Genomic DNA, 23,064 nt, shown 5'->3' with positions numbered 1-23,064 from the left:
GGTAGCGGGGTATATTTTTGTGCATGATTACCCGCCTTTCTGAACTATTTCTCCGTACCCTTCGTGAGGACCCCGCCGATGCCGAGGTCCCCAGCCACAAGCTGCTCGTACGCGCCGGTTATGTACGCCGCGTCGCGCCGGGCGTGTATACCTGGCTGCCGTTGGGTCTGCGCACCCTGCGCAAGATTGAAGATGTAGTCCGTCAGGAAATGGACGCCATCGGCGGCCAGGAAATGCTGTTTCCTGCTTTGCTGCCGCGCGAGCCTTATGAGAAGACCAACCGCTGGGTGGAATACGGCGATAACCTCTTCCGCCTCAAGGACCGCAAGAACGCAGATATGCTGCTTGGCCCTACCCACGAGGAAATGTTTGCCAGTGCGGTCAAGGATATGTACTCCTCCTATAAGGATTTCCCGGTTACGCTGTATCAGATTCAGACCAAGTACCGCGATGAGGAGCGCCCTCGTGCTGGTGTGCTGCGTGGCCGCGAATTCACGATGAAGGATTCCTATTCCTTCGACATGACCGATGAGGGCTTGGACGAGTCCTACGGCCGCCACCGCAAGGCGTATCAGAATATCTTCAACCGCCTAGAGATCGATTACGCCATCTGTAAGGCCACCTCTGGTGCCATGGGCGGCTCCGCCTCCGAGGAATTCCTCGCCGTATCTGAGGTAGGCGAGGATACCTTTGTGCGCTCCACCGAGGGCGACTACGCAGCCAACGTCGAGGCCGTGGTGACCCCAGCACCGGCGGAGAAGGATATTGAGGGCCAGCCAGAGGCACAGGAGCATGACACCCCGGGAGCAGAGACCATTGAGAAGCTGGTCGAATGGGCCCAGGGCGCAGGCATTACTGTCGACGGCCGCGAGGCCACCGCTGCAGACACCCTCAAGTGCATGATGGTCAAGCTCTACCACCCGTCCGCAGAGAGCGAAGAGCGCGAGTCTGAATTGGCTGCCGTTCTCATCCCTGGCGATCGCGAGTTGGATGAGAAGCGCCTTGAGGCCGCACTCGAGCCGGTGGAGTTTGAGTTGGCCGGGGACAAGGACTTTGCAGACAATGACTTCTTGGTCAAGGGCTATGTGGGCCCGCGCGCTTTGAACGCCAATGGCATTAAGGTCCTGGCCGATCCGCGCGTGGTCAAGGGTACGGCGTGGATTACCGGCGCCGATGCGAGCGAGCGCCACGTGGTTGGCTGCGTAGCCGGCCGCGATTTCACCGTGGATGAGTTCATTGAGGCCGCTGAGGTTAAAGAAGGCGACCTGGCTCCCGATAACCAAGGCACCTTGACCTTGGAGCGCGGCATTGAGCTCGGCCATATCTTCCAGCTGGGCCGCAAATACACCGAGGCCTTTGACGTGCAAATCTTGGATGAGAACGGCAAGCGTGCCGTTCCCACCATGGGATCCTATGGCATTGGCATTACCCGCATGCTGGCCGTCTTGGCCGAGCAGCGCCATGACGACAAGGGCCTCAATTGGCCAGTAGCTGTTGCGCCGTACCAGGTACACGTAGCCGTGGCTAATAAGGACGCCGCCGCCATGGAGGCCGGCGACAAGCTGGTAGAGGAGCTATCTGCCAAGGGGCTCGAGGTGCTCTTCGATGACCGCCCAAAGGTCTCCCCAGGCGTGAAGTTCAAGGATGCAGAGCTCCTTGGCATGCCCTTCGTGGCCATCTTGGGCCGTGCCTTCAAGGAAGGCAAGATTGAACTTCGCATCCGCGGGGGAGAGACCCTCGAGGTTCCAGCCGAGAACATCGTGGACAAGATCCTCGAGCTCGTGCGCGGCTAATTGTGCTCGCACGGGCCTGCGGCGGGGTACCGTGGAAGGTATGAACTTTCAAAAGAATGGGCTTTCCACGGTGCTTTCAGCAATGGGCGTATTGCACTTTGTGAAGCCGAAGACTTTCGAATCCATTGTTCCGCCGCAGCTGCCAGGCCCTGTGCGCTTTTATAACTTTGCTTCGGGCCTGTGGGAGATTGCCACCGGTGCTTTGCTTCGCCGCCGCGCCACCCGCGGCTTCGGCGGTGCTTCCGCACTCGCGCTCTTTGCTGCGGTGTGGCCGGCCAATATGTACCACGCCTGGATTGAGCGCAAGGCAGGGTGGGCAAAGAAGCTCTACCACATCATCCGCCAGCCGCTGCAGGTGTTGTTGATGATGTATGCCTGGAATATCGCCAAGCATGAGGCATAAAGCCGCCTTGGCTGCATGCTAGCCAGTTAGGTCAAGCACAAAACCGGCCTCCTCCCTTACTCCGCGGGGTTTCGCGGGATGGGGAGGAGGCCGGTTTCGTGTTAAATGCCGAGGCTATAAACTAGCCGGCGACGGGGCCGCCGCAGTTAGGCCAAGCGCCAGCACCCTGGGTGGCTAGGACGCTTTCGGCCACGGCAATTTGCTGCTCGCGGGTTGCCTGGTCAGCGGTCGGGGCGTACTGAGTGCCGCCATTGGCAGCCCAGGTCTGCGGGTTGAACTGCAGGCCGCCCTGGTAACCGTTTCCGGTATTGATGTGCCAGTCACCGCCGGACTCGCAAGCAGCTACCTGATCCCAGGCGCTAGCCGGTGCGGCGGTAGCAGCAGGCGCGGCCAAGCCAGCAAGGCCGAGTGCTGCGGCGGATACGGTCAACATGGTCTTCTTAGAACGCATTGAGAGGAAACTCCTTCTCTTTGTGTCTGTTTAGCTTGCGGAATCTCCTGCAAGCTCATGGTGAACCAACCTACGCACGCTAGAGGAGCCGAGGCAATGCAAAGGGCCGTAGAGGTTGCTGCCATTTCGCTGGCCCGTTGTCAGGGGATGGACAGGTGAGGCTGGCCGAGAGCGGCAGTGGTCTAGCGCATGCCGTGGGACTCCGCCGCGATACCAATGAGCCACGTAACCCATTCCTGATCCGGGGATTCTTCCTGCGCTGCACCCGTTGCGGCAGCGGACCACTTGCGGCCGTCGTGTTCGGCAAGGCCATCGATAAAGGCCAGGGCGGAAGCAGAATCGTGGGGTAGTTCTTGCTCTCCGGAAGTATAGGCCGACTCCGGCTGCGGAATGTTGCCGTAGCGGGCTAGTGCATCCTGGAGGGCGTCGATGCGGCGATGATGAACAGCTAGGCGATGATCCACCTTGTCCTCGTGCTCGGGGCCAACGTAGGCGCGGGCGAAATCTAGACCGTATACCTGCTCATACTCCCAGCTCAGGAGATCAGCAGCGCTTTTTTGCTCCGGTTGGGAAAGCTCGGGAATATCGGGGGCATCGCCAGGCAGCCAAGCATTGAGCGCGATGGCCTGCTCGGTAACTAGGGTGCGCGATTCAACGGTGACCTCATCGGCGGCCTCGGTGGTAGCGGAGGCGGCATTTTCCATAATTTCACCAGAGTCTGCGGCGTGATTGGCCTCGGTAGGGCGCTCTACCTCGCAGGAGCGTGGGGGATTGCCGGCATCATCCGTGCCACACAGCCGCGTAATTTCGGCATAAAGGGCATCCGCCTGGGAGCTGCGCAGCCCTGCGGCATGGTCATCGACGCCGCTGAGGGACAAGGCGTCGGTGGCGGCGGCGTCGGCAAGCGCCAGCAGCCTGCTTTCTGGCCGCGGGCCAAAATAGTCGACGACGGAATCAACCGCTTGGCACCCAGCCAAGGTGGGCAGGGTGGCGGTTGTGGCTACGAGGGTCAAAGCTAAACGTCGGCGGTTCACGCAAAAGACTGTACCCCGTAGCACGTAGGCTAGTGCACATGGCTTTCCCAGATGCACAACAATTGACCGAGCTCCTGCAACCCAAACTAGCTGAGCGGGGATTGGACGTAGAAGACATTAAAACCACCAAAGCGGGAAAGAAATCCCAAGTCATTATCCGTATTGATGGTGATAAACGCCCTAGCTCCGATGTGCTGGAGGAAGTATCCAACGAGATTTCTGCCTTCTTTGATGACAAGGAAGCGCAAGGAGAGCTGAACTTCGGCGCCGGCTATACCTTGGAGGTCTCCACCCCCGGCGTGGACTTGCCGCTCACCGCCCCGCGCCACTGGCGCCGCAATCGGGGGCGCAAGGTCTCCTTTGACCTTGGCGATGGCAAGACTCAATCGGCGCGCATTGGCGCGCTTAACGACGCCGCCGATGCCGTAATCCTCATCACGGCAAGCAAAAAGGACGTGCAGGCGCGCGCCGAACGATTGGAAAACATTGCCCGGGCAGTGGTAGAAATTGAGTTTGCACAGCCGTCCGAACAGGAACTTGAGGCAGTGCGAAAGACGTTTGAAGAAGCCGAGAACTAACCGGCAACCGAGAGGAATGACAAGTGAATATTGATCTACAGGCACTTCGTACCATCGAGTCCGAGCGCAACGTCCCCGTAAAGGACTTGCTGGAAGCGATTGCGGGTGCCTTGTTGTATTCCTACCTGGATTACCGCGAGTCTAATGCTGGCGGCAAGGTAGAAGGCGCCAAGTCCCGCGTCGATATCGACGCCACCACCGGTGCGGTCAGCGTCATTGTCTCGGAGCGCGACCCAGAAACTGGGGAAGTAACCACCGAATACGATGACACCCCGGAAAACTTTGGACGCGTGGGCGCGCAGGCCGTGCGCGAGGCCATCCTGCGCAAGTTGCGCGAGGCCGAGGCAGAGCGCACCTATGATTCCTACTCGGAGCTTACCGGCCGCGTTGTCAGCGGCATCGTCCAGCGCGATGCGCGCGCTAATGCCCGCGGCATCGTCGTGGTCCAGCTGGGCTCTGAGCTGGAGTCCCAGGATGGCATCTTGCTGCCGGCTGAGCAGATTCCGGGTGAAAAGCTCGAGCATGGTGACCGCATTAAGGCCTATGTCGTAGGCGTTAACCGCAATGGCGCCCAGGTACAGATCAATCTCTCCCGCACCCACCCGGAGCTGGTGCGTGGCCTTTTCGAGCTCGAAGTTCCCGAAGTTGCTGATGGCACCGTAGAAATGATTGCCATCGCCCGCGAGGCAGGACACCGTTCCAAGGTGGCTGTTGTGGGCCATGCCAAGGGCCTGAACGCTAAGGGTGCCTGCATTGGCCCGCGCGGTCAGCGCGTCAATAACATCATGCGCCAGCTTGGCGGTGAAAAGATTGACATTATCGACTTCAGCGAGGATCCAACGGTCTACGTAGGCAACGCATTGGCTCCCTCGAAGGTGGTCAAGGTCACCGTTGTAGACAACGAGGCGCAAATCGCGCGCGTGGTGGTGCCGGATTACCAGCTGTCTCTGGCTATTGGTAAAGAGGGGCAGAATGCCCGTCTTGCTGCCCGTTTGACCGGTTGGAAGATCGATATTCACTCGGACGCTGACGCTAATTAAGGATCTGCGCTTTTGTAGCGTAGGCTAGTAAACGGCCCAGTTGCAGATTGGGGCATATTGGCGACGCGAAAAGTAAGGAGTTGAATGTCTGAGAGAGTAAGACTCCGGACTTGTATCGCCACTCGCCGCCGCCTGCCAGATACGGACTTGCTACGGGTGGTCATTGACCACGATGATCCGCACGGCCGCCGTCTGGTAGCAGATCCACACCGCCGGCTTCCCGGCCGTGGGGCGTGGATTAGCCCCACACTATCTGCACTCGAGCTGGCGGAGCGCAAACGCGCCTTCAAGCGCGCGCTTCGAACGTCCGCACCCGTGGACACAGGTCAGGTACGGCAGTACTTGGAAGCGCAAAGCGGACAAGTACCTAGCGCGGAAGATGCCGCGTTAGATTCGTACGAACCAGAGTTACAAAGGAAGACCGAACACTGATGAGCGCACAACGATGAAGCATCAGCGATGAAAGTCCTACACACCTAACTAGGGGTCAGGCCAGTTTCCGCGGCCTTGGCTCCTAGTCGATACCAAGAGGAGACAAGTGCCCGGAAAGCTACGTGTTCACGAGCTCGCAAAGCAGCTCGGAGTAACCAGCAAGGAACTGCTCGCCACCCTGAAAGAACAGGGTGAGTTTGTAAAGACTGCTTCTTCCACCATCGAACCGCCGGTGATTAAGAAGATGCGAGCTCATTATGAAGCACAGTCGGGCGGCGATGACGCCGCCGAGAAGAAGCAAGACAATAAGCCTGCCAAGGGTGCCGCTAAGAGCACTACAAAGGAGGGCGCTCCTAAGCCAGGTGCGAAGGCCGCTGCACCCAAGCCGGGCGCAGAGGCGCCAAAGCCAGGCGCGAAGGCCGCTGGACCGAAGCCTGGCCAGGGCGCACCGAAGCCGGGACAGGGTGCTGCTGCTAAGCCCGGTGCAAAGCCAGCTGCCCCGAAGCCGGGCGCACAGGCCCCGAAGCCTGGTGCTAAGCCTGCTGCACCGAAGCCTGGCCAGGGCGCACCGAAGCCAGGACAGGCTGGCGGCAAGAAGTCGGGCGAGCGCCCGACCCCAGGCAATTCCATGCCTCGTCCAATGCCGAAGCCAGGCGGTTCCCGTCGCGTAGCCAATAACCCGTTCTCCACGGGTGGCGGCGACAACCGTCCGGGCCCCCGCCCAGGCGGCTCCAAGGGGCAGCGTGGCGGCAATAAGCCAGGCGATAACCGCGGTAAGCGCGGTGGCCAGAACGAGGGCGGAAATAACCGCCAGGGTGGCAATAACCAGGGTGGCGGCGGTCGTCGTCCATCCCCGGCCATGATGCCGTCCCACCCGAACCCTGCGTCGATGCCGTCTAAGGCACCGAGCGGCGGTGGACGTGGTGGTCGCGGTCGAGGCGGTCGCGGTGGTCCGAGTCACGGTGGCCCAGGTGGTGGCCGTCCAGGCGGTTTCCGCGGAGGCGGACGCGGCGGACGTCGCGGCGGCACCGCGGGTGCATTCGGCCGCCCAGGTGGCGCTCCACGTAAGGGCAAGAAGTCCAAGCGTCAGAAGCGCCATGAGTACGAGGAGCAGCAAAAGCATGTCGTAGGCGGCGTGCGCTTGCCAGACGGCAAGGGCCAGACCGTCCGCCTGCGTCGTGGCGCATCCCTGTCTGACTTCGCCGAGAAGATCGGCGCGGATCCAGCAGCACTGGTGCAGGCACTGTTCAACCTCGGTGAAATGGTGACGGCAACCGCTTCCGTATCGGAAGATACGCTGCAGCTGCTTGGCTCCGAGATCAACTACAACGTCGAGGTCGTCTCCCCTGAGGACGAGGACCGCGAGCTGCTCGAGTCCTTCGACCTGAAGTTCGGCGAGGACGAAGGCGACGAGGAAGCACTGGAGAATCGTCCTCCAGTCGTCTCCGTTATGGGTCACGTTGACCACGGTAAGACCCGCCTGTTGGACGCCATCCGTAAGACCAACGAGGGCGCCCGCGAGGAAGGCGGCATCACCCAGGGCATTGGTGCCTACCAAACCACGGTGGACGTGGACGGCGAGCGCACCATCACCTTCTTGGATACCCCGGGCCACGAGGCCTTTACCGCCATGCGTGCCCGTGGTGCTAAGTCCACCGACTTGGCCATCCTCGTGGTTGCCGCCGATGACGGCGTCATGCCACAGACCGTGGAGGCCATCAACCACGCCAAGGCTGCCGATATTCCGGTCGTCGTGGCTGTGAACAAGGTGGATAAGCCGGAAGCTCAGCCGGATAAGATCCGTGGCCAGCTCACCGAGTACGGCCTGGTTCCGGAAGAGTACGGCGGTGACACCATGTTCGTGGATATCTCCGCGAAGCAGGGCAAGAACATTGACCAGTTGCTTGAGTCGGTCATCTTGACCGCGGATGCCGCCTTGGAGCTGACCGCTAACCCGGACATGGACGCACAGGGCGTGGCCATTGAGTCGCACCTGGATCGCGGCCGTGGTCCGGTGGCAACGGTCATCATTCAGCGCGGTACCTTGCACGTGGGTGACTCAATCGTCGTCGGTGATGCGCACGGTCGTGTCCGCCGCATGCTCGATGAGTTCGGCGAAGACGTCAAAGAGGCTGGCCCATCCCGTCCGGTGCAGGTCCAGGGCCTGTCCGGCGTGCCGGGTGCAGGCGATAACCTGCTCGTGGTGGAAGATGACCGCGTTGCCCGCCAGATTGCTAACCAGCGTGATGCGCGCAAGCGCTCTGCCCTGCAGGCCAAGCAGCGAAAGCGCGTCTCCCTGGAGGATCTGGACAAGGTATTGCAGGAGACTTCGACCCTCAACCTCATCCTCAAGGGCGACAACGCCGGTTCCGTCGAGGCACTGGAAGATGCCCTGCTGGATATCAAGACCGAGGACGAAGTCGAGCTCAACATCATCGACCGTGGTGTCGGTGCTGTGACCGAGACCAACGTATCTCTTGCAGCGGCTTCCGACGCCGTCATTATTGCCTTCAACACCCGTGCGGAGGGCAAGGCGACGGAGATGGCCACCCAAGAGGGCGTGGATATTCGCTACTACACGATTATCTACAAGGCCATCGAAGAGGTCGAGGCTGCGCTCAAGGGCATGCTCAAGCCGATTTACGAGGAACGCGACACCGGTGCGGCCGAAATCCGCGCCCTGTTCAAGTCCTCCGCGGTGGGTACCATCGCCGGCTGCATGGTTACCGAGGGCAAGGTTGTCCGCAACGGCAAGGTTCGCCTGCTGCGCGATAACAACGTCATCACTGCCGACGCCAAGATTGAATCCTTGCGCCATGAAAAAGATGACGCAACCGAAATCAAGGCCGGCTACGAGTGCGGTATGGTGCTCTCTTACCCGGATATTCAGGTAGGCGACATCATCCAGGCCTACGAAGAGGTCGAGGTTCCGCGTACCTAGTCCGCAAGCGGCGTAAATAAAATCGCCAGGTGTTTCCCCGATTGGGGAAGCCCTGGCGATTTTATTTGCAGCTTCTGCTGAACTTTAGTATTTAAACTATCTAGACAGGTTTACGACAAGTTGGGTTTGCTAATGCGTGCCTTGTTTAGCAGAGAAGTTGAGGAATGCAAGAAATTTTTCGGCCTTGATTTGGGGCTCACCAAGCAGGTCGAATACCCAGTCCTCAAGTGGGAGCATTTCCTTGTTGCCATCGTTGAACCGAAGGCCGATACTATTTTCCGTAGCCTCGCCGTGGGCCAAGTCCGACCACGTTCCAGTGCGTTTCGAAAGTAGCCATTGGCCCAAAACGTAGGTGATTCCTATTCTTCCTTCTTCGGCTTTTGTGCTGGAAGTGAGCAACCTGTGCAGTACCACTTCACTAATCTGTTCTTGATCGTTTAGCCACTCTTGCGTGAGTTTAGCCCTTTCGAGGCAGCTTGCTGCTTTGTTCGGAGCATCGGCGTGAAACTCATTTAAAGGCTGGGGCGTGACGCTCGCTGTTTCTGGCTTAGATTGGTTTTGGTCTTGCAAATCCTAGGTCCTTAGATGCCATACTCCGTTTCCCCAGTTGCTTTCGTAATTGCAACTTGCTCTTCTCGCCCAATTAGCTGTCGCTGGGTCTTTACGTAACTCCTTCAGCGATCTTTCACACTGATCTTTTGTGTCATAAAGGAAGTTTCCGATGTCGGCGGTGGCAATATTTGAGGAAAGAAGGAGGGAAAATGCTGATACAATCGCGATGATTAGGGTCCTCATTCTGCTGCGTGTATCTAGCATTCTTGAATACCGTCCATTCGCTTTGTCGGAGACCATTCAAAGTTCCTCCGCGAATGTGCTTTTACCAACAGGCATTGTGTGTCGAAATCAAATGCAACGATTACTTTGACGTTCATATCAAAATCGCAATCGTTATAGACTTGAATTGCGCCCTTTTCCTTCTCAGAATGAATGCAAGCAGGAACAGGATCTCCCGGGCTTCTTTCCCCTGTGGAATATGGTTGCAGGCTTGGGGCGCCGTCAGAATCTACATTGAGAATGACGAATTGAGGGGATCGTTAAGCGTTTCATTTGTGGCAGAGGCTGGAGGGACTGCAAAGCCGCCGAGGATACAAGCGGCGGTAGTGATCGATGCGGCTATTTTATAAGGTTTCACGTTTCTCCATTCAGGCTCGTGGTGGGGTGAAACACTTTTGACCATAGTTTCGGAAACGTTTTAATTCAAGGGGTCCATAAGATATATATATGGTTTTATTGCATGTTCGAGATCCTCAGAATTGCCTTCATGTGCAGTTAATTTTCTGCCACAGGACATGCATGCGGAGTAATGTAAGATGGACACAATTTTATAGATCTTGGTAGAGATCGATAGTTCGACGGAGAGGGAGTTGCACCATGGTTGACCACGCGCGTGCTGCACGAATGGCCAAGCGTATTAAGGAAATCGTGGCGAGTGCCATAGAACGCGAGATCAAGGATCGCCGCCTCGAGTTGGTGACCATCACAGATACTCGAGTGACGGGCGACCTGCACGATGCCACCGTTTTTTATACCGTGCGCGGAAAAGACATTGACTCCGAGCCAGACTTCGCACAAGCAGAAGAAGCCCTCAAGCGCGCTAAAGGTCAGCTGCGCAAGATTGTGGGCGATCAACTCTCGGTGCGGTTTACCCCGACGCTAACCTTCGAGGTCGATACCGTTCCGGAGGCCTCTGCTCATATGGAAGAACTTCTGGCCCGTGCTCGCGCCCGCGATGAAGAACTGGCAAAGCTGAAGGAAAACGCCCAGCCGGCAGGGGATGCGAACCCGTATAAGACCTCCGATGAAGACGAGGCTTAAGTGACCAAGAAGCAATATGAGCCGGCAGTTGCCGCTTTGCACGATGCTCACAGCATCTGCATTGTGACGCACCTGCGGCCGGATGCCGATGCCATCGGCTCTGCTGCGGCGTTGCTGCTCGCGCTGCGCCAACGGGGCAAAGACGTGTGTGCCGTTGTGGGCCAGGAGCGGGAAATTTCCCGTAACCTTTACACCATTCCTGCCGCCGACGACGTCACCACTAGCCTTAAGCTGCCGGAAAGCTATGACCTCTACGTCACCGTTGATTGTGGTTCTTTGGACCGAACGGGGTTCTTTGCGGATCGGATTGATCAGCTAGCCAAGCAGGGCCGGGTTCTGTGCATTGACCATCATTCTTCTAACCCAGGGTTTGGTGCCATCAATGTGGTGGACACTGAATGTGAATCCACCACCGTGGTGTTGCTGAGAATCCTGGATTCACTGGAGATTCAGATTGACCGGCATATTGCGCACTGCTTATATGCCGGCTTGATGACCGATACTGGCAGTTTCCGCTGGGGTAGGCCGGCTATGCACGATATTGCCACCCGCCTCATGCACTACGATCTCGATACCAAGCAGATCGCAGCTGACCTTTTAGATTCCACCACTCCGGACGATCTGCAGATGATCGGTAGGGTATTGGCCGGTTTGCGCCTCGAAGAAGCAGGGGAGCACACCCTAGGCATTCTCGTCGCGCGGCTGGAAGATATCCAGGGACACTCCGATTCGGCTGTCGAATCACTAGTGGAGTTCGTTCGCGCGCTTGAAGGAACCACCGTCGGCGTAGTGTTTAAGGAACAAGCTCCGGAGGTTTGGGCGGTTTCTTTGCGTTCTTCTCGCATTGATTGTTCTTCGGTGGCGCTAACCTTCGGCGGCGGCGGGCATGTACCGGCCGCGGGCTATACCGCCCACGGGGCTCCGGAAGAGATTATTAAGGAATTGGTGGCCGCTATCCAATGAGAAATAGGCAGACGGATGGAATGAACGCTCAGGATCGCTCCACCGCTGGCACGGTAACCGCACGCGAGGTCTTTGGCCTCGCGTTTCCCGCGCTTGGCGTACTTGCGGCCATGCCGCTCTACCTTTTGCTAGATACTGCGGTTGTCGGTCGTCTTGGTGCCCAAGAGCTCGCCTCGCTTGCTGCAGCCACCACAATTCACTCCGTGGTGACGACGCAGTTGACTTTCTTGTCCTACGGCACGACCGCTCGCTCTGCTCGGCTCTTTGGCTCCGGCAAGCGCGAAGCTGCGGTTGCTGAAGGCGTGCAAGCCACCTATGTGGCTCTAGGAGTAGGCGGGCTGCTCGCGGTAATCATGTGGACTTTCGGCGGAGTATTTGCCCGTGCTTTAACTGGTGATCCCACTACAGCCGCCGGGACGGCCTTGTGGCTGCGTATCGCAGCTCTGGCTATTCCCGTTACTTTGGTGGAGATGGCCGGAAACGGCTGGATGCGCGGTGTCCAAGATACGAAGAAGCCACTGTACTTTACTTTGTCGGGCATGATTCCCGGCGCTATTGCGGTGCCCATCTTCGTCCATTTCTGGGGGCTGGCAGGCTCGGCCATTGCCACGGTATTAGGCATGAGCATTATTGCTGCGTTATTCGTCCGCGAATTGCACAAGGAACATACCGGCTCCTGGCAATTTCAGTGGCATGTGGTACGCGAACAGCTCATCTTAGGCCGCGATCTTATTTTGCGTTCGGCTAGCTTCCAGGTGGCGTTTCTTACCGCCACGGCTGTGGTTTCCCGCGTTGGTACCGCTTCTTTGGCCGGTCACCAGATCATGATGCAGCTGTGGAACTTCATGTCCCTCATCTTGGATTCGTTGGCCATTGCCGCGCAATCATTGACTGGTGCTGCACTAGGTGCTGGCTCTGCGCGGCACGCACGAAGTGTGGGCAGCAAGGTGGCGTTGTACTCTACGATTTTCTCTGGTCTCTTGGCTGTCGTATTTGCTGCTGGTGCAGGGATTATTCCGCGCATCTTCACCTCCGCTCCGGAAGTGCTCGATGCCATCTCCCAGCCGTGGTGGATCCTGGTAGCCATGGTTATCGGCGGTGGCGTGGTCTTCGCCTTCGATGGTGTCTTGCTGGGCGCGGGCGATGCTGCGTTCCTGCGCACGCTGACCATTTCTTCGGTCCTGGTGGGATTTTTGCCGGGCGTTATCTTGGCGCACTTCATGGGTACAGGCTTAACCGGCGTGTGGTGTGGCCTCGCCGCTTTCATTGCTTTCCGCATGGTGGGTGTGGTCTACCGGTTCCGTTCGATGAAATGGGCCGTAGTACAGGAGCGCTAGCTGCGCTAAAGTGGGCGTGTTCATACTCTCGCGCGGTGCTCGGCTCCGTGCAGCGCGCAGACTCTAGGAAGGCGGGTGAGAAACCTATGCCAACAGTGTGGGCGGTTTCTGACCTGCATGGAGCGGTCAAAACCAATAGCGAGCGCATTGATCAGCTCACCCCGCCCGATCCCGCAGATTGGCTCATCGTGGCCGGGGACGTTGCAGAACGCACCGATCTCATTATTCGTATTTTGCGCCAGCTCAATGATCGCTATGCCAGGGTTATCTGGGTGCCGGGTAACCATGAGCTATTCTCCCGCTCTCAGGACCGCTATCAAGGCCGAGAAAAGTATGCGCACCTGGTGGAAAGGTGCAGGGAAATTGGAGTTATTACTCCCGAAGACCCGTATCCGGTATTCCACGGGACCACCATCGTTCCGCTATTTACTTTGTATGATTACAGTTTCCGTCCGCATGGCCTTACCGTGGGCGAAGCTATTGACGCGGCGCGCGCAAAACAACTGATGATGACCGATGAGTTCGCCATCGCCCCCTTCGTAGACGTGCGGGCGTGGTGTTGGGACAGGTTGGCCTATTCTATCAAGCGCCTTTCCCGAGTACATGGTCCTACCGTGTTGGTTAACCATTGGCCGTTGGTCCAAGAGCCGACAATGTTATTGCGCTTTCCTGAAATTGCCTTGTGGTGCGGAACCAGGCATACGCGGTCGTGGCCGCGGCGCTATAACGCGCAGTACGTCATCTATGGGCACCTGCATATGCCGTCTCGCATGAATGTGGACGGCGTTGACCACATCGAAACGTCATTGGGGTATCCGCGTGAATGGCAGGGGCGTGAGAGCGCCCAGGCGTGGCCCTATCCGGTACTGCGTTCCTTTGTAGAGGAGGGGACACGATGATGTATCCAGAGCTATTTCCAGAAAGTGCGCGCTATTGCTACGTACGCACGGACTCGAGCTATACGGATTTGGCCAATTTTGAAGAACTCGCGGCCGAAGAAAAGTCTCTCGTTTCCCAGGCAGTTGATGTACGCAAGGCCGAGTTCGGAGATGCTCGGTGGTGTGCGCACCGAGCCTTGCAGGAATTGGGGGCCAGCCCGGCGACGCCGATTCTGCGCGGCGAGCGGGGCATGCCGCTGTGGCCCGAGGGTTTTGTAGGCTCGATGACGCATACCGAGGGCATGCGGGCTGCGGTGGTTGCCCCTACCTCAGCCTTAAAATCTGTGGGCTTGGATGCAGAACCCGCCGAACCGCTGCCGGATCATGTGCTCACCATGATCGCCCGAGCGGGGGAGATGCCGCAGCTTTTGCGGCTTCGTGAGGCGGGGATTACCTGCCCGGACCGATTGCTTTTTTGTGCCAAGGAGGCCACATATAAGTCGTGGTTTCCCATGACCTTTCGCTGGCTGGACTTTGACCAAGCAGAAATTGACCTGCGCGAGGATGGCACGCTTATTTCCTATATTTTAGCTAGGCCCACACCGGTGCCTTTTATCACTGGGCGCTGGGTAATTCGAGACGGCTACGTTATCGTCTCCACCTCGGTTCCGGCTTTAGACTTTAGCCACTAAAGAGTAGAGGGCCGTGCCACAAATACGGTGGCCAGGCGCTTGCCTTTTTCTTTAATGAGCGCCACGGCTTGGCCATTAGGAGCCACAGCAGCGTGGACGCCCTTGAGGCCGCGTGGCTCAAGCCATTTGCCCATGGCGAGGGCGGCTGCCTCCTCCTCTGTGACGGAAAGGACGGGGAAGCAGCGAGCCAGGGCCTCATCCAAGCTGAGGGAAAGGCGCGGGGATTCGGCAAGGGCGTCGAGCGAGAGGGCGTCGGCAAGTGCAAAAGGGCCCACCTCAGTGCGGCGCAGGGCTGTCAGGTGCCCGCCCACCTGCAGCGCCTCGCCCAAATCGCGGGCCAGGGAGCGAATATAGGTACCGGAAGAACAATCCACCGTGACGTCTAGATCGATGTAGTCGCCCTCGCAGCGCTCTGCCAGAACGTCAAACTTATCAACCGTTACTGGGCGGGCGGGAATGTCTACCTCCTGGCCCTCCCGCACCAGCTCATGGGCGCGGCGGCCGTTAATTTTAATAGCGGATACGGCCGCGGGCTTTTGCATAATATCGCCGGTGAGCTTGGCAATCTCTGCCTCGATTGCGGCGCGGTCAATGGCCGCAGCGCTAGCACCCCAGGAGTATTCTCCCTCGGCGTCATCGGTTGTGGTGGTGGCGCCGAGGCGAATGGTAGCGTCATAGGACTTAGTGGAGGCAACCATGTGGGCCAAGAACTTGGTGCCACGCTCCACACCAAGAACCAGCACGCCGGTGGCCATGGGGTCGAGGGTGCCGGCGTGGCCTACCTTCTTGGTGTGAAAGTACCTGCGTAGGCGGCCGACGACATCGTGGGAGGTCATGCCGGCGGGTTTGTCTACGATGACGAGTCCGGAGTTTGCGAGCGCATCAGTCATAGCCTCTAAGTCTATGCTCTACGATGGTCTGCGTGGATATTTGGTACGGAATCGATGACATCCCCGCGGAAGTGGGCCCAACGTCAGTAACCATCGGCGTCTTTGACGGCCTGCACCGCGGCCATCAGCAGCTCATCTCCGCCTGCGTGGAGCACGCACGCGCTCATGGTGAGCGCCCTGTCATGGTGACCTTTGACCCGCACCCGGTGTCGGTATTCCTCCCAGAGCGTGCGCCCCTGTCGGTGTTGAGTTTTGAACGCCGACTGGAATTGGCCGAAGAGATGGGCATTGCTGCCGTGCTCGTTATTGACTTCACCCGCGACCTTGCTGGGGTGGAGCCACGGCCCTACGTAGAAGATTTATTGGTAGGAAAGCTCGCAGCCCAGCACATCGTGGTAGGAGAGAACTTCACTTTTGGCGCCGGCGCGACCGGAACCGCCCAGGCTATGCAGGACTTTGGTGCCGAGTTTGGCTTTAGCGTGGACATCGTTCCGCTGCTGGATGATAAGGGCGTGCGCATTTGCTCGACCCACATCCGTGAGTGCCTTGCACACGGGGACATCGAATCCGCTAATTGGGCGCTTGGTCGCCATTTCACCGTGACCGGACCCGTAGTGCGCGGCGCAGGCCGTGGTGGCAAGGAACTCGGATTCCCCACGGCCAATCAGTATTTCCCGGATACGGTGGCCATCCCGGCCGATGGTGTGTACGCGGGCTGGTTCATCGTCCACTCTGATTCCTCTATCGAGGGGGATATGCGCCCTGGCGTGGCCTATGCGGCCGCTATTTCCGTAGGCACCAACCCCACCTTTGGCGACGAGGAGCGCTCTATCGAGTCCTTCGTGCTCGACCGCGACGCTGACCTGTACGGCTACGAGGCTACGGTGCATTTCGTAGGCCACATTCGCGATATGGTGAAGTTCAATTCCGTAGACGAGCTGCTAGAAGCGATGGCCAATGACGTAGCCAAGGCCCGCCAGGTGCTCGCTGCCGATGCGAAGGCGCAGGGCTGGACCGCGAAAGATTACTTCCTGCGGGAGAAATAAATGAAGGCGATTCTCGATCTTGATACCGGCATTGATGATGCCCTAGCGCTGGCGTATGCCATCGCCCATCCGGACCTGGACCTAATAGGCGTGACCTGTACGTACGGCAACGTGACCGTGCCTTTGGCCGTGCGCAACACCCTGGCTCTTCTAGAGCTGCTGGGCCAAGACGATATTCCAGTGTTTGCCGGGCCTAGCCCGGATGGGTTTCGGCCAAGTGAGGTTTCTTCCTTTATCCACGGCCACAACGGCGTGGGGGAGGTCCTGCTTCCGCCGGCAACCACCCAGGCGCAGTCCCAACCAGCGGCCGAGTTCCTCATCGAGGCCGTGCACGAACACGGAGATGATCTAGTAATCATTCCCACCGGCCCGTCCACCACGATTGCTGACGCCATGCAGCAAGACCCTTCCTTTGCCACATCCGCACACCTAGTGATGATGGGTGGGGCTCTTACCGTTCCTGGCAACGTCACGCCATGGTCTGAGGCCAATATCTCCCAGGATCCGGAAGCTACCGATTACCTCTTCCGCCACACGAGCGATACCACCATGGTGGGCTTGGATGTCACCTTGCGCACCCTTTTGACCACAGCGGAGTCCGCTCGTTGGCGCGCTACCGGCACCCACGCCGGCCGGATTTTTGCGGACATGGTGGACTATTACATCCGCGCCTACGCCACCACATCGCCGCACTTGGGCGGGTGCGGCCTGCACGATCCATTGGCCGTTGCGGTGGCAGCAGATGCCACGCTTGTCGACGTCCTATCTATAAACCTCAAGACTGACACCACCGGCCCTACCCGTGGACGGACAATCGCGGATGAAAAGCGATTGGACGCGCCGCCCACCGCCCGAGTGGCTGTGGGCGTGGATAGTGAGCGTTTTGTGCGAGAGTTTGTCGAACGTCTTGAGACGCTCTTCAGCGAGCTCTAAAAGCACAGCCTAGAAGCCGTGTGTTTTGATTTTCTCTGCCTGGGCGCTGTAAGGTGTTTGTTTGGCTTAGCGACTGCGGTTCACAGCAGTTGCGGCACGCACAAGTCACGCGCGCAGCGCAGGCTTAAGCGTCACGATAATGTGGACTGAAATAAAGGAGAAATACTCATGGCATTGACCACTGAGAAGAAGGCCGAAATCCTCAAGGAGTACGGCCTGCACGAAACCGATACCGGTTCCCCTGAGGCACAGGTTGCCCTGCTGACCTCCCGCATCAATACTTTGACCGAGCACCTGAAGTTCCACAAGCACGATCACCACTCCCGTCGTGGTCTGCTGCTGATGGTTGGTCGCCGTCGTGGCCTGCTGAAGTACTTGGCTGAGAACAACGTCGATCGCTACCGTGATCTGATCTCTCGCCTGGGTCTGCGCCGTTAATTTCGGCCCAGCTTCGGCCACCTCGCCCCGCCCTTTGGCGGGGCTTTTGTGGTTTTTCTGTTAGAATTTGACACCGTTGTCATAGACAAAATCGACCAGGCGGCATCGACGATCGCCTAAACCACTCAAGGAGACATTTTTTAATGAGCGTTCAGAACTCCGTCGAGTTCAATATTGACGAGGACTTTGGCATTACCGAGGCCATTGCCACGCTAGACAATGGTGACTTTGGCACCCGCACCCTGCGCTTTGAAACCGGCCAGCTGGCCCGGCAGGCAGACGGCTCCGTGACCACCTACTTGGACGATGACACCATGTTGTTGGCCACGACCACTGCGTCCAACCAGCCGCGCGAAGGATTTGATTTCTTTCCGCTGACTGTGGATGTAGAAGAGCGCATGTACGCGGCCGGCAAGATTCCAGGCTCCTTTTTCCGCCGTGAGGGCCGTCCGTCTTCTGAAGCCATCCTGGCATGCCGCCTTATCGACCGCCCGCTGCGCCCAACCTTTGTCAAGGGCCTGCGCAACGAGGTTCAGGTCGTTGTCACCGTGATGTCCCAGGATCCGGAAGAGTACTACGACGTCGTTGCTATCAACGGCGCTTCCGCCGCCACCCAGCTGTCCGGCTTGCCCGTTTCCGGCGCTGTCGGCGGTGTCCGCATGGCACTGATCGCTGATGATAAGCACCCCGAGGGCCAGTGGGTGGCTTTCCCGAACCACGAGCAGCACGAGCGCGCTCTCTTTGAGATGGTCGTTGCCGGCCGCATTGTCAAAAAGGGCCGCAAGGACGACGTAGCCATCATGATGGTCGAGGCCGGTGCCGGCACCAACGTTGCTGAGCGCATTGCCGACGGCGCCCCTGCACCGCAGGAAGCAACCGTTGCTGAAGGCTTGGAAGCAGCAAAGCCATTCATTAAGACCTTGTGCGAAGCCCAGAACGGTCTCGCGGAGCGTGCCGCCAAGGAAACCCAGGAGTTCCCACTCTTCCCGGCATACGGCGATGATGTCTTCGCGGCAGTGGAAAAGGCTGCTACCAAGAAGCTAGAGAAGCTGCTGACCATTCCGGGCAAGCAGGAACGTGACGACGCCACCAATGAATACATGGAGCAGGTCGAAGAAAAGCTCTTGGACCAGTTCGAGGACTTGGAAGAGTCCGATGCGTCTAAGCAGATTCGCGGCGCTTATAACGCTTTGATGAAACAGATCGTACGCCAGAAGATCCTCTCCGAGGGCTTCCGTATCGATGGCCGCGGCGTTACCGATATCCGTGACCTATCCGTTGAGGTGGACCTGGTTCCGCGTGCTCACGGTTCCTCCCTGTTCGAGCGCGGTGAGACCCAGATTCTGGGTGTTACCACCCTGGACATGCTCAAGATGGAGCAGCAGATTGATTCCCTGACCCCGGTGGAATCCAAGCGCTACATGCACCACTACAACTTCCCGCCATTCTCCACTGGTGAGACTGGCCGCGTGGGCTCCCCGAAGCGCCGCGAGATCGGCCACGGTGCATTGGCCGAGCGCGCTCTGCTTCCGGTCATCCCATCCCGTGAGGACTTCCCATACGCCATCCGCCAGGTCTCCGAAGCCTTGGGCTCCAATGGCTCTACCTCCATGGGCTCTGTATGTGCCTCCACCTTGTCCCTCTACAATGCCGGTGTTCCGCTGAAGGCTCCGGTAGCTGGCATCGCTATGGGCCTGGTTTCTGGCGAGGTAAATGGCAAGGAGAAGTTTGTCGCCCTGACCGATATTCTCGGCGCCGAGGATGCCTTTGGCGATATGGACTTCAAGGTCGCCGGTACCTCTGAGTACATCACCGCCCTGCAACTGGACACCAAGTTGGATGGCATCCCGTCCAAGGTCCTGGCCCAGGCACTGGAGCAGGCTCGCGATGCCCGCTCTACCATCCTGGAGACCATGGCTGAGGTCATCGATACCCCGGACGAGATGTCTGGCCTTGCACCGAAGATCACCTCCGTGAAGATCCCGGTTAATAAGATCGGCGAGCTCATCGGACCAAAGGGCAAGACCATCAACCAGATCACCGAGGAAACTGGCGCCGATGTCTCCATCGAGGATGACGGAACCGTCTACGTTTCCGCTGCCACCGGTGAGGCTGCGGATGCTGCCATCGATAAGGTGAACTCCATTGCTAACCCGCAGCTGCCGAAGGTAGGAGAGCGCTTCCTGGGCACCGTGGTAAAGACCGTGCCGTTCGGCGCATTCGTTTCCCTAACTCCGGGCCGCGACGGCTTGATCCACATTTCCAACCTGGGCGGCGACGAGCGCATCGAGAGGGTAGAAGACGTCATCAACGTTGGCGATAAGGTTCAGGTAGAAATCGCGGATATCGATAACCGCGGCAAGATTTCCCTGGTTCCGGTTGAGGACTAATCCCTAAACCCAAAGAAAGGCTCTGCCTTCCAGTTCACTCGCTGGAAGGCAGAGCCTTTCTTCGTAGGTGTGCAACATTTAGAGGCGCCGCTATACCTTAGTTCTGGAAGTCGATGACAACGCGCGATGGGTCCTTCAGATACGTCACGGAGTAGGCGGTCTTCTTCTCTAGACCGATAATGAGCTGGGTTTGCGCCTCAAAGGTGGTGGTGTAGTTGACTGCACTGACCACCCCGGCACCAGGGGTAGTGCCTGGTTGCATGTACTTTTCTTTTAGCTCTGGGGTAGAAGGCCACGGTGTTCCCTCAATGCCGAGGTTGAGGAAAGTATTTCCTTGGACCTCGACTGATTTTCCGGATGCCTGTTGGGCGGGGCTATCGGTATAGGTCGTAAACCAGCCCGGTTCACCTTCGCCCTCTAGGTCGATGACGACTCGGGTGAAGCCATCGTGTGCTCCCACTCGCACACCCGTGGGGATGAGGTTTCCGAGACTCTCTGGCATATGCTGTTGGTCCTCGAGCGAGGCCGTGCCCATACCGGCGAATGCCAGTGGGGCTGAGTCCTGGGGGAGCTTCTGCTTTTCTGCATCCGCTGCAGAGGTACTGCGCGGGGCAGAAGTAGCGGCGGGGGTAGCGGAGGAGGTCTGAACTTCAGCGGTGTCGGTAGCTGACTGAACCTCACTGAAAGCCGGTGCGCCTGCCTTCGTAGTGTCTTTATCGGAACAAGCGGCAAGTGCTAACGCGCATCCTGCGCTGATTGCCACGGCGATAGTGCGAGAGAAAATTGAGGGAGACATATTCATCACTTCCTTGGTGCTTACCGTGTTATTACGCCCATTCTACTGGGGCAGATGGGACAAGCATTAGGAAGTGATGCAATTGTTAACCCATGTGAGAGGGGAGGGTGCGGCTACTTCTTCAGTTCCACGAGCTGAATAAGGTTGCCCACGGTGTCATCGAATACAGCGATGATAGACGGGCCAACATCGGTCGGCTCCATGGTGAACTTCACGCCCTTGTCACTGAGCTCTTTATATTCGTTCTCCACATCGGCGGACAGGAACTGCGTGACCGGAATACCGTCAGCTTTGAGTGCTGCGGCGTAGTTTTTGGCGGCGGGGTGGCCCTTCGGTTCCAGAAGCAGCTCGGTATTTCCCTCACCTTCAGCATTGGTGACGGTGAGCCAACGGAAATCGCCGTGAGTTACGTCATCCTTGACTCGGAAGCCAAGGGTATTGACGTAAAAATCGTGAGCGCGGGCAACGTCGTCTACAGGAACGGAAGCGATATAGATCTGCATGCCCGCCATCCTAGTGAGAGTGAGGGGGGCATCGTCGGAGAGCGCAAGTCCGTTCCAAGGAAGGCGAGGAATTGTGCAACCCCCATGCGCGTTAGGATGGGGAGAAAAGTACTACCGATGTGGCTGAAGAAGGAGAACACACCATGGCTATCAAGGTTGGCGTACTAGGCGCTCACGGACGCGTAGGCCAGGCAATCGTTGAAGGCGTCAACGCGGAAGATGACCTAGAGCTGGTGGCAGAAATTGGCCGCGATGATGATTTGCAGCAGCTTATCGACGCCCACGCAGAGGTCATCGTGGACTTTACCCAGCCAGATTCCGTAATGGGAAACCTGGAATTCTGCATCGCCCACGGAATCCACTGCGTGGTGGGAACCACCGGCTTTGATAAGGAGCGCTTGGCTCAAGTAGAGGAGTGGACCAAGCAGGACGGTGCCGGCAATGTCCTCATTGCGCCGAACTTTGCCATTTCTGCGGTGCTCACGATGGTGCTAGCTAAGCAGGCTGCGAAGTTCTTCGAAACGGCAGAGGTTATTGAGTTCCACCACCCAACCAAGTTGGATGCACCGTCCGGTACTGCGATCCATACCGCTGAGGGAATTGCCGCCGCCCGCAAGGAGGCTGGTCTGGGAGACATGCCGGATGCTACGGAAAAGCAACTCGATGGTGCTCGCGGCGCCACTGTCGATGGCATTCCGGTACACGCGGTTCGCACCCGTGGCATGGTGGCACACGAGGAGGTCATCTTTGGTGCGCAAGGTCAGTCGTTGACCATCCGCCAGGATTCTTATGACCGCGCGTCCTTTACTCCGGGCGTGCTGGTGGGCGTGCGCCAGATTGCAGATCACCCGGGCCTAGTCGTGGGCCTCGACAAGTACCTGGGGCTTTAAGCCATGGCTAAAGCAAGTGAGCTAGATATTCAGCTCATTGCCGCAACACAGTTCCACGCCCCGCAGGGCGTGGAGTGGCACGCGGATGACTCGGACTCTGATGGGGAAGCACTCGTTGAGTTCGCTGGACGGGCGTGCTACGAGTCTTTTGATAAGCCAAACCCCCGAACGGCAACCAATGAAGCCTACCTGCACCACATCATGGAGGTAGGCCATACTGCGTTGCTTGAGCATGCCACGGCCACCATGTACATCACGGGGCTATCGCGGTCGGCGAGCCATGAGCTCGTGCGGCACCGGCACTTTTCTTTCTCGCAGCTCTCCCAGCGCTTCGTTCACCCGGAGGAGACCGAGGTGGTTCTACCAAAACTGGTAGCCGAAGACGAGCAACTAAGTCGATTGGTAATGCAAGCGGTAGATGAAACCCGCTTTGTCTACGATGAACTGCTTAGCGCACTGGAAGAGAAGCTGGATGAGCCCAACGCTCTCCTGCGCAAGAAGCAGGCCCGTCAGGCGGCGCGTGCCGTGCTACCAAACGCCACAGAAACTCGCATTGTAGTCACTGGCAACTATCGCGCTTGGCGGCACTTTATTGGTGCACGGGCCGCCGAGCAGGCCGATGAGGAGCTCCGCCATGTTGCGGTGGAGTGCCTGAAACTGCTGCAAAGCAAGGCGCCAGTGCTCTTTGATGATTTCAATATCACCACTCTGGCTGATGGAACCCAGATGGCGGCAAGCCCCTACGCCTAACACGCGCGTGA

Annotated in this window: 23 protein-coding genes; 17 read left to right on the top strand and 6 right to left on the bottom strand. The window is 58.4% G+C overall.

What is annotated here, in order from left to right:
• Positions 1–23 precede the first annotated feature (23 nt).
• Together MHY24_RS03405 and MHY24_RS03400 are read left to right on the top strand one after the other, a co-directional pair.
• Entirely contained in the window at positions 24–1,793 is a 1,770-nt protein-coding gene (locus tag MHY24_RS03405; RefSeq protein WP_239228358.1) for a proline--tRNA ligase, read from the top strand.
• Between the two features lie 40 nt (positions 1,794–1,833).
• Positions 1,834–2,196: a hypothetical protein gene (locus MHY24_RS03400; RefSeq protein WP_239228357.1), complete on the top strand. Its 363-nt coding sequence runs from the start codon at positions 1,834–1,836 to the stop codon at positions 2,194–2,196.
• Positions 2,197–2,317: 121 nt separating this feature from the next.
• Here MHY24_RS03400 and MHY24_RS03395 read toward each other — a convergent pair whose 3' ends face one another.
• Both MHY24_RS03395 and MHY24_RS03390 read right to left on the bottom strand, forming a co-directional pair.
• A complete protein-coding gene (locus tag MHY24_RS03395; protein ID WP_049377454.1) occupies positions 2,318–2,647 on the bottom strand; it encodes a transglycosylase family protein in 330 nt (109 codons plus the stop codon).
• A 182-nt stretch (positions 2,648–2,829) separates the two neighbouring features.
• Complete coding sequence (locus MHY24_RS03390; protein ID WP_239228356.1) at positions 2,830–3,681, bottom strand: DUF4439 domain-containing protein; 852 nt, start codon at positions 3,679–3,681, stop codon at positions 2,830–2,832.
• A gap of 38 nt (positions 3,682–3,719) precedes the next feature.
• On the opposite strand from MHY24_RS03390, the gene rimP reads away from it, so the two are divergent.
• From rimP to infB, 4 genes are all read left to right on the top strand, one after another.
• Positions 3,720–4,259 carry a ribosome maturation factor RimP gene (rimP, locus tag MHY24_RS03385; protein WP_239228355.1) on the top strand — a complete coding sequence of 180 codons (540 nt, stop codon included), beginning with the start codon at positions 3,720–3,722 and terminating at the stop codon, positions 4,257–4,259.
• 23 nt (positions 4,260–4,282) lie between these two features.
• A complete protein-coding gene (gene nusA / locus MHY24_RS03380) occupies positions 4,283–5,299 on the top strand; it encodes a transcription termination factor NusA (protein ID WP_198491606.1) in 1,017 nt (338 codons plus the stop codon).
• A gap of 84 nt (positions 5,300–5,383) precedes the next feature.
• A complete protein-coding gene (locus MHY24_RS03375; protein ID WP_239228354.1) occupies positions 5,384–5,731 on the top strand; it encodes a YlxR family protein in 348 nt (115 codons plus the stop codon).
• A 106-nt stretch (positions 5,732–5,837) separates the two neighbouring features.
• Positions 5,838–8,672, top strand: coding sequence for a translation initiation factor IF-2 (gene infB / locus MHY24_RS03370; protein ID WP_239228353.1), 2,835 nt, complete (start codon positions 5,838–5,840; stop codon positions 8,670–8,672).
• 129 nt (positions 8,673–8,801) lie between these two features.
• Here infB and MHY24_RS03365 read toward each other — a convergent pair whose 3' ends face one another.
• Positions 8,802–9,242, bottom strand: coding sequence for a hypothetical protein (locus MHY24_RS03365; RefSeq protein ID WP_005325175.1), 441 nt, complete (start codon positions 9,240–9,242; stop codon positions 8,802–8,804).
• A gap of 861 nt (positions 9,243–10,103) precedes the next feature.
• Between MHY24_RS03365 and rbfA the strand changes: the two genes are divergently transcribed.
• The 5 genes from rbfA (at position 10,104) to MHY24_RS03340 (ending at position 14,417) form a co-directional block, all read left to right on the top strand.
• Positions 10,104–10,547, top strand: a complete 444-nt coding sequence (gene rbfA, locus MHY24_RS03360; protein ID WP_150851478.1) for a 30S ribosome-binding factor RbfA — start codon at positions 10,104–10,106, stop codon at positions 10,545–10,547.
• Entirely contained in the window at positions 10,548–11,510 is a 963-nt protein-coding gene (locus tag MHY24_RS03355) for a bifunctional oligoribonuclease/PAP phosphatase NrnA (RefSeq protein ID WP_239228352.1), read from the top strand. It abuts the gene before it with no gap.
• A 20-nt stretch (positions 11,511–11,530) separates the two neighbouring features.
• Positions 11,531–12,847, top strand: a complete 1,317-nt coding sequence (locus tag MHY24_RS03350) for an MATE family efflux transporter (RefSeq protein ID WP_239228351.1) — start codon at positions 11,531–11,533, stop codon at positions 12,845–12,847.
• An 86-nt stretch (positions 12,848–12,933) separates the two neighbouring features.
• Entirely contained in the window at positions 12,934–13,746 is an 813-nt protein-coding gene (locus MHY24_RS03345) for a metallophosphoesterase (RefSeq protein ID WP_239228350.1), read from the top strand.
• A complete protein-coding gene (locus MHY24_RS03340; RefSeq protein WP_034668458.1) occupies positions 13,743–14,417 on the top strand; it encodes a 4'-phosphopantetheinyl transferase in 675 nt (224 codons plus the stop codon). The genes MHY24_RS03345 and MHY24_RS03340 overlap by 4 nt, the downstream gene beginning before the upstream one ends.
• Here the strand turns inward: MHY24_RS03340 and truB are convergent.
• Entirely contained in the window at positions 14,414–15,307 is an 894-nt protein-coding gene (gene truB / locus MHY24_RS03335) for a tRNA pseudouridine(55) synthase TruB (protein ID WP_239228349.1), read from the bottom strand. The genes MHY24_RS03340 and truB overlap by 4 nt on opposite strands.
• Positions 15,308–15,330: 23 nt before the next feature.
• Between truB and MHY24_RS03330 the strand changes: the two genes are divergently transcribed.
• From MHY24_RS03330 to MHY24_RS03315, 4 genes are all read left to right on the top strand, one after another.
• Positions 15,331–16,353 (top strand): bifunctional riboflavin kinase/FAD synthetase, encoded by a 1,023-nt coding sequence (locus MHY24_RS03330; protein ID WP_239228348.1) that lies wholly within the window; start codon positions 15,331–15,333, stop codon positions 16,351–16,353.
• On the top strand, positions 16,354–17,286 hold the full coding sequence (locus tag MHY24_RS03325) for a nucleoside hydrolase (protein WP_239228347.1): 933 nt from the start codon (positions 16,354–16,356) through the stop codon (positions 17,284–17,286).
• Positions 17,287–17,454: 168 nt separating this feature from the next.
• On the top strand, positions 17,455–17,724 hold the full coding sequence (rpsO, locus tag MHY24_RS03320) for a 30S ribosomal protein S15 (RefSeq protein WP_005278802.1): 270 nt from the start codon (positions 17,455–17,457) through the stop codon (positions 17,722–17,724).
• Positions 17,725–17,867: 143 nt separating this feature from the next.
• The gene (locus MHY24_RS03315; protein WP_239228346.1) at positions 17,868–20,114 is read left to right on the top strand and encodes a polyribonucleotide nucleotidyltransferase; all 2,247 of its coding nucleotides are present in this window, start codon (positions 17,868–17,870) and stop codon (positions 20,112–20,114) included.
• Positions 20,115–20,211: 97 nt separating this feature from the next.
• Here the strand turns inward: MHY24_RS03315 and MHY24_RS03310 are convergent, their stop codons facing one another.
• Positions 20,212–20,910, bottom strand: coding sequence for an AMIN domain-containing protein (locus tag MHY24_RS03310; RefSeq protein ID WP_239228345.1), 699 nt, complete (start codon positions 20,908–20,910; stop codon positions 20,212–20,214).
• A gap of 113 nt (positions 20,911–21,023) precedes the next feature.
• The gene (locus MHY24_RS03305) at positions 21,024–21,413 is read right to left on the bottom strand and encodes a VOC family protein (protein WP_239228344.1); all 390 of its coding nucleotides are present in this window, start codon (positions 21,411–21,413) and stop codon (positions 21,024–21,026) included.
• Positions 21,414–21,556: 143 nt separating this feature from the next.
• Here MHY24_RS03305 and dapB point away from each other — a divergent pair, with 143 nt between their 5' ends.
• Both dapB and thyX read left to right on the top strand, forming a co-directional pair.
• Positions 21,557–22,303, top strand: a complete 747-nt coding sequence (gene dapB / locus MHY24_RS03300) for a 4-hydroxy-tetrahydrodipicolinate reductase (protein ID WP_200435522.1) — start codon at positions 21,557–21,559, stop codon at positions 22,301–22,303.
• Between the two features lie 3 nt (positions 22,304–22,306).
• Positions 22,307–23,053 carry an FAD-dependent thymidylate synthase gene (gene thyX, locus MHY24_RS03295; RefSeq protein ID WP_239228343.1) on the top strand — a complete coding sequence of 249 codons (747 nt, stop codon included), beginning with the start codon at positions 22,307–22,309 and terminating at the stop codon, positions 23,051–23,053.
• The last annotated feature ends 11 nt before the right edge of the window (positions 23,054–23,064 follow it).

It is taken from the genome of Corynebacterium sp. ACRPQ (assembly GCF_022347225.1).
Taxonomy (GTDB): domain Bacteria; phylum Actinomycetota; class Actinomycetes; order Mycobacteriales; family Mycobacteriaceae; genus Corynebacterium; species Corynebacterium tuberculostearicum_D.
The sequence above is the reverse complement of the archived record's forward strand: the minus strand, read 5'-3'. Positions and strand labels throughout refer to the sequence as shown.